The organism is Seohaeicola zhoushanensis, assembly GCF_014656415.1.
In the GTDB taxonomy this organism is placed as follows: domain Bacteria; phylum Pseudomonadota; class Alphaproteobacteria; order Rhodobacterales; family Rhodobacteraceae; genus Seohaeicola_A; species Seohaeicola_A zhoushanensis.
Window position 1 is genome coordinate 20,347 of sequence record NZ_BNCJ01000002.1, and the last position, 13,128, is coordinate 33,474.

A 13,128-nucleotide genomic window follows, 5' to 3' on the forward strand; every position below is an offset into this window, starting at 1 on the left:
AGGTGACGCAACGGAATCTCAAAACAACTGTGGGACTGATTGACCCTTGCCAACCAGCACTCATAACTCCAAACCGTGAGGCGTTTCTGCTCCTTAACACCGGGCAGACCGACCATTTCGCAACGCTACGACCTATGGGTCGACTGATCCCGAAGGACCCTTCCATGGACGCGGCTGCCACATCGACTGAGTCGAGTTACCGCTGGATCGTCCTCGCCGCAGCCGCGCTGATGTTGGGCATCGCGATGGGGACGCTGGTCAACGGACTGTCGGCGTTCCTGGTTCCGCTCGAAGTTCATTTCGGATGGGATCGGGCCGATGTCGCGGCGATCAACTCAATTGGACTGATCGGCATAGCGTTGGGCGGCATCGTGATGGGTCTTGTCGCCGACCGGATGCCGATCCGGATCGTCTGCCTGCTTGGCGCCAGTTGCCTTTCTCTGGTTCTACTGGCCGCTTCCCACGCCCAATTGCTATGGCAGTTCTACGCGCTGTTCTTCGTTGGTGGCGCGGTCGGGGGCGGCGCCCTTTTCGCTCCGGTGATCGCCCTTGTGGGTGGCTGGTTTCGCGCTGGTGCCGGGCTTGCCATCGGCATAGCGTCGGCCGGTCAGGCATTTGGCCAGGGGCTGGTGCCCTACGGCGCGGGCTACCTGATCCAGCTCTATGGATTCGACACGGCCTTTACCGTTCTTGGCGTGCTGGTTGCCGTTACGCTCGTGCCACTCTCCTTTCTAATGCTCGCACCGCCAAAGGCAGAGGGTACCGCAACCGGTGCAGAGGACACAGGCCTGCCTCTGTCGCCCCGCATCGTCCTGCCGGCTCTCTCGCTGGCGGTGCTTGGCTGCTGCTCCGGGATGGCGGTTCCACTTATCCACCTCGTGCCGCTGATCCAGGGTGTCTGCGGCGTTGGCGCCGAAGCAGGCGGGCCGCTTCTGCTAATGCTCGTTGCCGCCATCGGCGGCCGAGTCTTCTTTGGGCGGCTGGCGGACAAAATCGGACCGCTCCGCTCCTGGATGGTGGCGACCAGCTGGCAGACCCTACTGATGCTGGGCTTCATGCTTCTTGGATCGCTCCAGTCTTTCTGGCTGTTCACCCCGCTCTATGGCTTTGGCTACGGCGGAGTCATGACCGGCGTGCTGGTCTCTGTCCGGGCTCTGACCCCAGCCTCGCACAGGGCCTCGGCTACGGGAATTGTTCTCGCCTTCGGCTGGTTCGGCCACGCCCTCGGCGGCTGGCAGGGCGGAGTGTTCTTCGACCTGACAGGCGCCTATTTCTGGACTTTCGCTAACGCGACCCTGTTTGGCCTCATGAACCTGGTGATTGTTGGGACCATCTACGCGTTGTCCAGGCGCCGGATCTGCACGACCTGACGGGCAAGTAGCGAATCTGGCCGGTCTTGTTCAGCCACCTGGGGCAAAAGAACCGGCTCTAATTTTCTGACCCTGAGCCACGCGAGCCTTGAAGCCCGCATCATGGTTTCTGTGTTTTGACATGTTCTAATCTCCTCGCTCTTGGAGACCAGCAGACGTCAGATCGTAGCTTCCGTCAGTGTCCGTTTCTCGGCGGGAGCTCAGGGAGGCCTTCCTCCCGCGAAGCGGAGACCAGTTCGCATCGGTCTATCAGTACCCGTTAAAAGCCTCGCTTCAGGGAGGACCACTATTCAGGGGGCAGGCCACGGCCAGCCTTCATGTTTGGCTGAGCATGTATCGATCGGCGATCCAGCGATAGACAGCCACGGTGTCCTCGTTGGCGCGCGAACGCTGAACTTTCAGGTAGTATCCCCGATTGCTTTCAAGATGGCCGGGAATGGCGAGCTCCAAGCCGGAATTGGGGGCGTCGATATCGATCAAGCCTTCCCAGCCAAGCGCAATGCCAAGGTCTGCACGCACGGCCCTAATGACGTGATCGTAGCTGTTGAACGCGATGACGTTGCGCGGCCGGTGGTGGACACAACCCTGGTCTCTGAACCACTCGCTCCATGTGTACCAAGGCATGTCCGGTTTGGCGGCCAGTTCAATCAGAGATTGCCCTAGCAGGTCCTCCGGCCGCTCCATTGCGGTGTGCGCCGCCTTGTAGGTCGGGCTGCATACGGCCGAAACGCGCTCTCGGAAAAGACAAACCTCGTGCTGTTCCGTTTCATGGTCCGGCTCCATCCGGATCACGAGATCCGCCTCTGGTGCATTGCGCGAGTCTGGCATTTGGAGGCTTAATACCGAAAGGTTCAGGTCCTTGAATGCGTTACTCATGGAGCCGAAATCCGGAAGCAGCAGGAAGCTCGCGAAGGCAATGTCGGACGCAACGACGACCTCGCGCTTCCGCGGCTTGTCCTGAAAGCGCTCGAAGGCCTCCACGGCGCGGGTCATTGGATCCAGAAGGGTGTTCAACAGTTCGTAGCCCGCCGGAGTGAGTTCGACGCCGCGACGTTCGCGGAGGAAGAGCTCACGGCCCAGGCTGTCTTCGAGGAACCGGATGCGCTGACTTACGCGGGGCTGCGAGATGCCAGCCTCGGAAGCTGCTCTCGACAATTGTCGATGCCGTGCCACCAGCAGAAAGAGGCAGAGATCGGCGCTGTAGCGGCCGAATGTGCTATAAGGATTCTGAATGTCTACCATTAGCAGAAACTTTCTGGGCTGCGCAGAACTTTGCATATGCTGCGACGAAACGTCCAATGAATAAGGCCAACTTCAAACCTTGCGAAGCACTTGTTTACTCTGGTGGTCGGGAGGTGACTGATACACATACGGCGGATCCCTTATGGTTAGAGCCATCACTAGAACGCCCTGCCGCGCCGGTGCCGAAGGCGTGGGGCCTGCCTGTGGCCAGCGATGGCCAAGTGATAGAAGGTTGGATCTTGGGCGACTACCGCGTAACCTATTAGGGCAGGTTGATTGGAATGAGTGCCAAGTTTGGGATCGCCGCCCGACCGGCGCTGGTCTCAGGGCGCAGATGTTACTGTGGCCCGACTGTCCCTGGGCCAATCTGTCGGTGCCCCCTGAGGTGTCGGCAAGTCAGGGGCGCAAGACCGCAACACGATGACTGGGGAGAATCGTGGTGAATGATGTCTTCAAGCTGGTTCTGAAGCGACTTGGGCTAGGCGTTCTGACGCTATTAGTTATCTCGGTGCTGATATTCTTTGCAGTTGAGTTGCTTCCTGGAGATATCGCGCAGGCCGTGCTTGGACAAAGCGCAACGCCGGAAAACCTTGCCGCGCTGCGCGAGCAGTTGGGGCTAAATGTGCCAGCGCCGGTTCGCTATTTTCATTGGCTGACCGGTGCAATTCAGGGCGATTTCGGAACCTCGTTGATAACCGGCGACCGCGTCGGGTCCACGATTGGTCCCAGGCTTCTGAACACGCTCTTTCTGGCCAGCTACGCCGCCGTCATCGCAGTGCCCGCCGCGATCCTGTTGGGAATTTTTGTTGCGCTCCTGCGCAACACCATCTTCGACCGGGTCGCCAACGTACTGACGCTTACAGCAATCTCCAGTCCGGAGTTTTTCCTTGGCTACATCCTGATCCTTTACCTGGCGGTGAAGACGGGGTGGTTTCCGGCCATCGCCAGCATCGGGCGGAACGCGGATTTTTCGACGATGCTCTACAACTCCTTTCTGCCGGCGCTGACCATGGTTCTGGTGGTGATGGCTCACATGATGCGGATGACGCGTGCTGCAATCATCAACCTCCTTGCCTCGCCCTATATCGAGATGGCGCGGCTCAAGGGGGTGCCTGCATGGCGAGTGATCGTACACCACGCGCTTCCGAATGCATGGGCCCCGATCATCAACGTCGTTGCGCTGAACCTTGCCTATCTCATCACCGGCGTCGTGCTGGTGGAGGTCGTCTTTGTATACCCCGGGGTCGGCCAGCTTCTGGTCGATGCGGTAGCCAAACGGGACTTTCCCATAGTGCAGGCTTGCTGCCTGATCTTCGCCGCGACCTTCATCCTGCTGAACCTGGCGGCGGATGTCGGTGCGATCCTGACCAATCCGCGTCTGCGGCATCCGAAGTGAGACCGTGGACATGAGCACATTTGTCATCGGATACTACGCGGCACTGATCGCTGCATCCTGCCTCGCCGCCTATTTCAAGAAACGCGAGGCATTCCTGCTTCTGTTTTCGCTCACGCTGGCGTCGTTCGTCCTGGGCCTGATCGGCGGCCGCCCCGCGCTCAACACGATCACGGTCGCAGCCGCGGTGATCGCACTTGCGGCGGGTACAGCCTACGCCTGGCGCGAGTTCCTGGCGATCCTGCTGCCGCGCGAGCTAGCCAAGGCCATCCGCACCGCGCCTCTAACGGCCAGCTTCGGCCTGTTCGTGATCTTTACCTACGCGGTGATGGGGATCTTTGCGCCTGTGATCGCACCTTTCGGCGAGGCCGAAGTCATCGCGGGCGCCTTCGACCCGCCAAGCGAAGCCTTGCTTCTGGGTGCGGATCAACTCGGCCGGGACATGTTCAGCAGGATCGTCTACGGCGCGCGGAACACCGTCGGCCTTGCCCTGGCCGCTACGCTTCTGGCCTTCTTCGTCGGGGCAATCGCGGGGTTGTTCGCTGCAGTCAAGCAGGGCTGGTTCGACCAGATCATGGGGCGCGGCGCGGATGTCATCATGTCGATCCCGTCGCTGATCTTCGCACTGCTGATGCTGTCGATCTTCGGCACCAACCTGATGGTCATCGTGGTCGTGGTTGCGATAATCTACAGTCCCCGCGTCTTCCGCTTGTCCCGCGCCGTGGCCGGCAACGTCGTGGTGATGGACTATATCGAAGCTGCGTCGCTGCGCGGCGAGGGCACGGGATACCTGATCCGGAAAGAGATTCTGCCGAACTCGATGGCACCGCTGATCGCGGAATTCGGGCTCGAGTTCTGCTTCGTTTTTCTTCTGATGGCGGGCCTGAGTTTCCTCGGCTTGGGGATCCAGCCGCCAACTGCGGACTGGGGCTCGATGGTTCGGGAGAACGCGCTCCTGATTACATTCGGAGAAATCACGCCGCTCATACCTGCTGCCGCGATCGCGCTGCTCACCGTGGCGGTCAACTTTGTTGTCGACTGGATGCTGTTCCGGTCCTCCGGACTGAAGGACTGAAGCCATGACCGAAAGGAACAACAACATCCTTCTGAAAATCCGCGGTCTTAGGATCGAGGCCTACGCCGACGAGAATTGGGTCGAGATCGTTCACGGCGTTAATCTGACGTTGCGCCGGGGTGAGGTTATGGGGTTGATCGGGGAATCCGGTGCGGGGAAGTCCACGATCGGCCTGGCCGCAATGGGCTTCGCCCGCGACGGTTGCCGTATCTCGGGCGGAACGGTCGAGTTCGACGGAATGGAGCTAACCACTACCCCGCAATCCGACTTGCGGATCCTTAGGGGAGCGCGGATTGCCTATGTCGCGCAATCGGCGGCAGCCAGCTTCAATCCTGCGCACCGGATTATAGATCAGCACACCGAGGCACCGGTGCAATACCGCATCCAGAAGCGCATGGCGGCGCAGGAAGACGCCATGACGCTCTACGAGAAATTGCGTCTGCCCAACCCCAAGGAAATCGGCTTCCGCTATCCGCACCAAGTTTCCGGCGGGCAGTTGCAACGTGCAATGACGGCGATGGCTATGGCCTGCCGGCCGGACCTGATAATTTTTGACGAGCCGACGACCGCGCTGGACGTCACCACGCAAATCGAAGTTCTCGCGGCGATCCGCGACATCGTTAACGAATACAACACGGCAGCTATCTATATCACCCACGACCTCGCAGTAGTCGCGCAGATGGCGGACCGCATTAAGGTCCTGCTCAAGGGGGAAGAGGTCGAGACCGCTGCGACCGAGCAAATGCTGGCGTCGCCGCAGAAGGACTACACGAAGTCACTATGGGCTGTGCGGAGCTTTGAGCGTCCGCAGAAGGAACGGCCTGTCAATAGTGAGACTCCGGTTATTTCAGTGCAGAACGTGGACGCGTCCTACACCAGTGGCGCCAAAGTTCTGGACGATGTCTCGTTCGACGTTTTCGCCGGCATGACTGTGGCAGTGGTGGGCGAGTCCGGTTCGGGGAAATCAACGACTGCCCGCTGCATCACAGGGCTTCTACCGCCGTCGCGCGGACAGGTTCTGTTTCGCGGGCAACCGCTTCCGCCACGTTACCAGGATCGGTCGAAGGACCAGCTTCGGCAGACTCAAATGATCTACCAGATGGCCGATACCGCGCTGAATCCGAAGGTCAGGATCTCGGAAATCATTGGACGGCCCGCGCAATTTTACGGTGGCCTGAAAGGAGCCGCCCTGAAAAACCGGGTGGACGAACTTCTGGACCTGATCGAACTGGACCCCGCTCGCTTTTACAACAGATTCCCGCCCGAGCTGTCTGGCGGTCAGAAGCAGCGCGTCGGCATCGCGCGTGCGCTTGCGGCAGAGCCATCGTTCATAATTTGCGATGAGGTTACCTCTGCGCTTGATCAGCTTGTCGCCGAGGGAATCCTGAAGCTGCTTGACCGGCTGCAGAACGAATTCAACCTTGCGTACATGTTCATCACGCACGACCTCGCGACAGTAAAGGCAATCGCGGATGAGGTGGTCGTGATGCGGAACGGAAAAGTCGTCGAGCAGGGGGCAAAGCACGAAATGTTCCAGCCGCCCCACCATCCATACACGGACCTCTTGCTGAGTTCCGTGCCCGAGATGGACCCCAACTGGCTGACAACGGTTCTTGAAGAACGTGGAGTCGATAACCTTGGCGAAGCGGCGACAGCCTCTTCGGCACAACAATAGTGAAAGCCCCGCGAATTGCGGGAAAGGGAGATAAAATATGACAAAGCTTCAACTTGATTACCTCGCTCGTGAAGCCGCGCGTGGGCGGATTGACCGTCGTACCTTCCTCGGGCGCGCGGGCGCATTGGGCCTGTCCGCGACGGCCGCAAGCGCGCTGCTTGGAAGTGTGGTCCAGGCACAGGGCGCGAAGAAGGGCGGCACGATCCGTGTTGGCCTGCAGGGCGGGTCGACGTCGGCCACGCTTGATCCGGCCCTTGCCACAAACTCCACCGACCAGCAGGTCATGCGGCTTTGGGGCGAGCAACTGGTTGAATTGACTCCGGATGGTGGCCTCGAGGGCAAGCTTGCAGAGGAATGGTCGGGCAACGACGACGCATCCTCCTGGACCTTCAAAATCCGGTCGGGTGTCGAGTTTTCCAACGGCAAGACGGTGACAGCAGAAGACGTCCTCGCGACGATCGAGCGGCATGCGGGCGACGGTTCCAAGTCGGGGGCACTTGGCCTGCTGAAGGGTATCAAGTCGATGAAGGCGGAGGGCGACAAGTTCACTGTCGAACTCGACGGGCCGAACGCAGACCTGCCCTACGCGATGAGTGTCATATACCTTCAGATCCAGCCCAACGGCGGCAAGGACGACCCGAACGCGGCTATCGGGACGGGCCCCTATGTTTTGAAAGACCACGATATGGGTGTCTCGTTCAGCTACGATAGGAACCCAAACTACTGGGATTCCGACGTCGGCAACGCCAGCCAGATCGAGCTTCTGGTGGTCAACGACGACAGTGCACGCGTCGCGGCGCTGCAGTCGAATCAGGTCGACATGGTGAACCGCGTGCCGCCGAAGGTCGTTTCGCTGGTAAAGCGGCTGCCGGGGGTAGAGATCCACTCGGAACCCAGCAAGGGTCACTACATCTTCATCATGCACTGCAACACCGCGCCGTTCGACAATAACGACCTGCGCATGGCGCTGAAGTATTCGATCAACCGTCAGGAGATGGTCGACAAGATCCTGTTCGGGAATGGCTCGATTGGTAACGACACCCCGATCAACGAAAGCTATCCCTTGTTCGAAGGTTTCGAACAGCGTGAATACGACCCTGAAAAGGCTGCGTCTTACTACAAGAAGTCCGGCCACTCGGGCTCAATCCTGTTGAGGACCTCCGAGAACTCATTCTCCGGCGCCCCTGACGCGGCCCAGCTGTTCCAGGCTTCGGCCAAGCAGGCCGGAATAGAGCTTGAGATCAAGCGCGAGCCCAACGACGGGTACTGGTCGGACGTCTGGAACGTTCAGCCGTTCTGCACCAGCTACTGGGGCGGGCGGCCGACGCAGGATGCGATGCTCTCGACCGCCTACCTTTCGACGGCGGACTGGAACGATACGCGGTTCTTCAATGTCGACTTCGACAAGGAGCTGATCGCGGCGCGTGCCGAGAAGGACGATGCGAAGCGCCGCCAGATGTATCACGATCTCAGCGGAATGATCCGCGACACGGGTGGTCTGATCTGCCCGATGTTCAACAACTTCATCGATGCGACGTCGAGCAGGGTCGCGGGTTGGGCCCCCTCGAAGGGCTTTGAGCTCATGAACTTTTACGCTCCGATCAAGATGTGGGTGGTCTGACCCGATAACGTCGGGAGAGCGCGACCACCCGTCGCGTTCTCCCGTTCACGCGCTTGCTTGCGGCCAGGGCCGTGGCCTCCCGTTTGGGAGCGTGGAGCTTTCTTTCCGGCGGAATCCACCGATGTCCAAACCCAATATTCTCGTTCTTATGGTCGACCAGTTGAACGGGACTTTCTTTCCCGACGGTCCGTGCGACTGGCTGCATGCCCCGAACTTGAAGCGCCTGGCCGCCCGTTCGGTTCGGTTCGCAAACTGCTACACCGCGTCACCGCTATGTGCCCCAGGTCGGGCGAGCTTCATGTCCGGGCAACTACCTTCGGTTACCGGGGTCTACGACAACGCAGCGGAGTTTCCGTCGGCGCTGCCAACCTACGCCCACCACCTGCGCCGGGCTGGATACAACACGATACTTTCGGGAAAGATGCACTTCGTTGGCCCGGATCAATTGCACGGGTTCGAAGAGCGGCTGACAACAGATATCTACCCTGCCGACTTCGGGTGGACCCCGGACTACACAAAACCGGGCGAGCGCATCGATTGGTGGTACCACAATCTGGGAAGCGTGACGGGCGCAGGCGTGGCTGAAATCACCAACCAATTGGAATACGACGACGAAGTGGCGTTCAATGCGGTGCAGAAAGTCTACGACCTGGCCCGAGGTCACGACGCTCGGCCATGGTGCCTGACTGTCAGCTTCACGCACCCGCATGACCCTTATGTTGCAAGGCGCAAATATTGGGACCTATACAAAGATTGCGGGCATCTTCTGCCCGCTGTCCCGGCAATTCCCTACGGGGATCTTGACCAACATTCGCGGCGGATTTTCGACGCGAACGACTGGCGCGGTTTCGAGATTACCGAAGAAGATGTCCGCCGCTCGCGCCGGGCGTATTTTGCAAATATTTCGTATATCGACGAAAAGATTGGCGAGATACTCGAAGCGCTGGAAAGCACCCTGCAGGAAGCCGTGGTCCTTTTTGTATCGGACCACGGTGACATGCTGGGCGAGCGTGGACTTTGGTTCAAAATGTCGTTCTTCGAGGGCTCATCGCGCGTGCCGTTGATGTTTTCCGCACCCTCACTGGCGCCGGGGCTGGTGACGACGCCGGTCTCAACCATCGACGTCTGTCCGACGTTGTGCGACCTTGTCGGGTTGCAGATGGACGAGGTCGCACCTTGGACATCCGGACATAGCCTTATCGGGCTGGCGGCCGCCGGGAAACGCAGCGAACCGGTCCTCATGGAATACGCCGCCGAAGCATCCATCGCGCCGTTGGTTGCAATTCGCTCGGGCCGATACAAGTACACGCGGTGTAGCATGGATCCGGAACAACTGTTCGACCTGGAGGCCGACCCCAACGAGTTGTTCAACCTTGTCGGCGACTTTGCTCACCAGCAGGCCCTGGATGCTTTGCGAGCTGAGGCGGACAGGACTTGGGATCTCGACCAGTTCGACGCCGACGTTCGCCGCAGCCAGGCACAGAGGTGGGTAGTTTACGAAGCGCTCCGAAACGGCAGCCATTTCCCCTGGGACTACCAGCCCCTAAAACGTGCCAGCGAGCGGTTTATGCGAAACCATATGGATCTGAACGTCGTCGAAGAACGACAGCGATACCCACGGCGAGAGTAGGGTGCGGTCCCGCAAACACTCGATCCGCAAGCGCGTTACTCAATCTGCAAAACTGCCCAACCATCGGGGAGTGGCCCATCTTTCCGGCCTTGCCGGCGCGCTCTTAGGACTTGGCCAGGCCCAGGAAGCGATTGAACAAGCTTTCGTCGCCCATCTGGCCGCCCTTCAGCATGAGTCGCAGCCCATCCAGTTGGCCCGAAGGATGTACGGCCCGGCACAGCGCGACGCCGGGCGAGATCGCTTCCAGGAAGTCGATTGCAGAAAACTCCATCAATTCGCAGATGCGGCTCGATGTGTCTCCGCCGGCGATCCCGAGCCAGCCAACATGGGCATGGGCAAGAAGCTCGCCGAGCAAGCCTGCCGACGCCCTGGCAAGTTCGTCCGGTGTCATCCCGTAGTTGAGGTCCGGATCGGTATGGATCAGAACGGGGGCCCCCTTTTCCAACGCAGCACGGGCCGTTCTGTACAGGTCATCGGGGGCCGCGAAGTCACCAGGCAGTGCAGCAATGCAATGGAACTCTGTTGCTGCGGCCACTTGCGCCTTTGTCACCGGCGAGCGGCTTCCTGCAAAAACCAACACCCCTTTAAGGGCGGGCGGTGGGGGAGGATTGGAATGCCCGGTGCCCGGTGTGCCTTCGGTCAAGACCCGCGCCACCGAGCTGGCGCCGATCAGCAGGCGGCGGCCCGTCAGTGGGGCGAGCGTTTGGGCAATGGACCGGATGTCCGAGTCATCGCGGACGTCGAATAGCGTGCGCAAGGGCAGGGCGGCTGCTTCCTGCGACAGGCAGAGGTCCAGTCCCTCAAGGCCCTGCGCAGCGAGCAGGCGGCGCAGGTCGGCCTCGGTCATTGGTGTGACCGGGTGATGCGCCATAACCGGGTGGCGGTCGATGCGGTGCACCACGCCATCCACCGCCCGGGCGAACAGCGTGCCGAAGACGCAGTAGCGGCCGAGGTTCGGCTGCCCGCCGATCACCGCGAGATGGTCGGGGGAAAAGCGGCGGGCCAGATCGTTGGCAACGGCCCCAATCGAGCCGATCACCGGCGAGGAGTCGAAGGTCGAGCAGACCTTTAGGTGGATCGTTTGCGGCTCCAGCGCTTCTATCGCCGGCCAGAGGTCGGCGATCACATCCAGTGCCACGTCAGGTGCTTGCGCCCGCAGCGACGTGGCAAAGCCGATCGCATCCAGTCCCGCACAATCCTCCGGCCTTGGCGGCTTGAGGAACAGACGCGTGCGCCAGCCGGCGCTGGCGAAGGTCGCCAGCGTGTCCGAAGCTCCGGTGAAATCGTCGCCGATGAAGACGGCCCGCACCATCAGCGTTTGCCGAAGAAGTCGATGGCCGCGGCGAGGGCAGGGCGTGTCCTGGCCGCGTCGGCCAGGGTTTCGCCCGCGCTCAGGGCGTCGTAGGCCTCGTGCAGCGAGGCGATCCCCGCCTCGGGCCCTTGGGGGTGTGCAAGGATGCCGCCGCCACACATGAACATGAGGTCGGGGCCCTGTGCGGCCTTCAGCGTTGCGGGCAGGGTGCCCGCCCATTGGCCGGAGGAGAAGGCGGGCATGACACGGTCGTCGGGGCCACCCTCTGACAATGGCCCGAGGCAGGCGCGGGCGGCCTCGGTCACCTCCTCCGCGCTGTCGACGAACTTGCCGCCGATGCCGTGTACGTGCATGTGGTCGATCCCCGCGAGGCGGTAGAGCGCATGGTAGGCTTGGAAACCCATGCCGAGTCGTGGGTGGCGGCTCATCGCACCGAACCCGTTGCGGTGGGCATGGATCGCCAGCGGCGTGTGGGCGCGAAGGGTTTCCATGCCCGAGAGGCCGCACCAGTTGAGGCTGGCCATCACGCAAGAGCCGCCTTCGGCCGTCACCAGATCGGCATGGCGGCGCATGGCATCGGTCTCGTCGGATATGTTGAAGGCCATCATCACCTGGCGGCCGGTCTTCTCCTGCCACTTGCGGATGACCGACATCACGGCGGGTACGCGCCGGGCGATGGGCGCGATGTCGGGATTGGCGCAGACTTCGTCATCCTTGATGAAGTCGACGCCGGCGGCACAGAGCCGGTCGACCAGCGCAGCGATGTCCTCCGGGGTCATTCCGACGTTGGGCTTGATGATGGTGCCGAAGATCGGGCGGCCCTGGACATGGGTCGTCGTGCGCGTGCCGGCTATTCCCTGTGCTGGCAAGGCATAGCGGGTGCGATAGGCCGCAGGGATGTCGAGCGAGAGCAGCTTCAGCCCGGTGATTTCGCCGATGTCGTAGAGGTTGCCCGAGACGGTCGAGGCCAGCGTCGCCAGGTTCTTGCCGATGTTGCCGGTGGGATAGGCGATGCGCACCCGCGCCAGATGGTAGGGGCCGCCGACGCTCTTGCGCTCAAGGTAGGCCGAAGCGAGTGTCGGGGTTGCGCTTTCGCCCAGCAGTTCGACCGAGAGCACCTCTGCCGCCGAACGCGCGCGCAGTTCGTCCGTCTCTCCTGCGACGCGGACAAAGGTGCCGCTCGACTGTTCGCCGGCCATGGTGGCGGCAACTTCGGCGGGCGGGAACGGCGTTTCCAGCAGATATTCGGCAGTGACGCGGGACATCAGAGGGTGCTCAGATCCGGGAAGGGGCGGATCGCGTCGGTGCCGTCCCAGCCCTCGGAAGCGGCGCGGATCATGTCGAACATCTTGCCCTTCGGACCCATGACCTCGGAGAGCTCGATCACCGTGCCGGGATGATGTTCCTCGGCGAAATAGGCGAAGCGGCCGTTCACGCCGACGCATCCGGACATCTTCAGCGTGAAACCGCGTCCGATCATCATAGCCAGGTCGTCGTCGTATTGGGTAGTCCAGAAGGCGACATGCTGCAGCCCGCGCAGGCCCTTCTCCTTGAAGTCGCGATACATCGAGGGGACGTCGTTGCGGGTCTGGATCAGCTCGACCTGCATCTCGCCGGAATTGGCCAGTGCGACCGAGTTATGTGGCTGATAGCTCTGCCCGTCGTAGAGGTAATCCTCGATCGGGACCTGCGGGTTGTAGAACCACGGGCCAACGCCCATGACCTCGGACCAGTATTTCATGCCGGCTTCGATATCGTCGACGACATAGCCGAGCTGTCGGATGGGGCCGAGTAGGGTACTCATGAGAAT

The 13,128-nt window shown here is 61.1% G+C and carries 10 protein-coding genes; 6 read left to right on the forward strand and 4 right to left on the reverse strand.

Annotated features, from left to right (window positions below; genetic code table 11):
• Positions 1 to 164 precede the first annotated feature (164 nt).
• On the forward strand, positions 165 to 1,370 hold the full coding sequence (locus IE266_RS04150; protein ID WP_189678792.1) for an MFS transporter: 1,206 nt from the start codon (positions 165 to 167) through the stop codon (positions 1,368 to 1,370).
• A gap of 315 nt (positions 1,371 to 1,685) precedes the next feature.
• Here IE266_RS04150 and IE266_RS04155 read toward each other — a convergent pair whose 3' ends face one another.
• Positions 1,686 to 2,612 carry a LysR family transcriptional regulator gene (locus IE266_RS04155; RefSeq protein ID WP_189678793.1) on the reverse strand — a complete coding sequence of 309 codons (927 nt, stop codon included), beginning with the start codon at positions 2,610 to 2,612 and terminating at the stop codon, positions 1,686 to 1,688.
• Between the two features lie 439 nt (positions 2,613 to 3,051).
• Here IE266_RS04155 and IE266_RS04160 point away from each other — a divergent pair, with 439 nt between their 5' ends.
• The 5 genes from IE266_RS04160 to betC all read left to right on the forward strand — a co-directional run bounded on the left by IE266_RS04160 (position 3,052) and on the right by betC (position 10,006).
• Positions 3,052 to 4,008 (forward strand): ABC transporter permease, encoded by a 957-nt coding sequence (locus IE266_RS04160; RefSeq protein WP_189678794.1) that lies wholly within the window; start codon positions 3,052 to 3,054, stop codon positions 4,006 to 4,008.
• A gap of 10 nt (positions 4,009 to 4,018) precedes the next feature.
• Positions 4,019 to 5,080: an ABC transporter permease gene (locus tag IE266_RS04165; RefSeq protein ID WP_189678795.1), complete on the forward strand. Its 1,062-nt coding sequence runs from the start codon at positions 4,019 to 4,021 to the stop codon at positions 5,078 to 5,080.
• A gap of 4 nt (positions 5,081 to 5,084) precedes the next feature.
• The gene (locus IE266_RS04170; protein ID WP_189678796.1) at positions 5,085 to 6,755 is read left to right on the forward strand and encodes an ABC transporter ATP-binding protein; all 1,671 of its coding nucleotides are present in this window, start codon (positions 5,085 to 5,087) and stop codon (positions 6,753 to 6,755) included.
• A gap of 37 nt (positions 6,756 to 6,792) precedes the next feature.
• Entirely contained in the window at positions 6,793 to 8,376 is a 1,584-nt protein-coding gene (locus IE266_RS04175) for an ABC transporter substrate-binding protein (protein WP_189678797.1), read from the forward strand.
• Positions 8,377 to 8,497: 121 nt separating this feature from the next.
• Positions 8,498 to 10,006, forward strand: coding sequence for a choline-sulfatase (betC, locus tag IE266_RS04180; protein WP_189678798.1), 1,509 nt, complete (start codon positions 8,498 to 8,500; stop codon positions 10,004 to 10,006).
• Positions 10,007 to 10,109: 103 nt separating this feature from the next.
• Here betC and IE266_RS04185 read toward each other — a convergent pair whose 3' ends face one another.
• The 3 genes from IE266_RS04185 to IE266_RS04195 are packed head-to-tail and all read right to left on the reverse strand — an operon-like array spanning position 10,110 to position 13,122.
• Positions 10,110 to 11,318 (reverse strand): four-carbon acid sugar kinase family protein, encoded by a 1,209-nt coding sequence (locus IE266_RS04185; RefSeq protein ID WP_229863889.1) that lies wholly within the window; start codon positions 11,316 to 11,318, stop codon positions 10,110 to 10,112.
• Entirely contained in the window at positions 11,318 to 12,583 is a 1,266-nt protein-coding gene (locus IE266_RS04190; RefSeq protein ID WP_189678799.1) for a ribulose-bisphosphate carboxylase large subunit family protein, read from the reverse strand. Before IE266_RS04190 ends, IE266_RS04185 begins: the two co-directional genes overlap by 1 nt.
• Entirely contained in the window at positions 12,583 to 13,122 is a 540-nt protein-coding gene (locus IE266_RS04195; protein WP_189678800.1) for a VOC family protein, read from the reverse strand. The genes IE266_RS04190 and IE266_RS04195 overlap by 1 nt, the downstream gene beginning before the upstream one ends.
• Between the last annotated feature and the right edge of the window lie 6 nt (positions 13,123 to 13,128).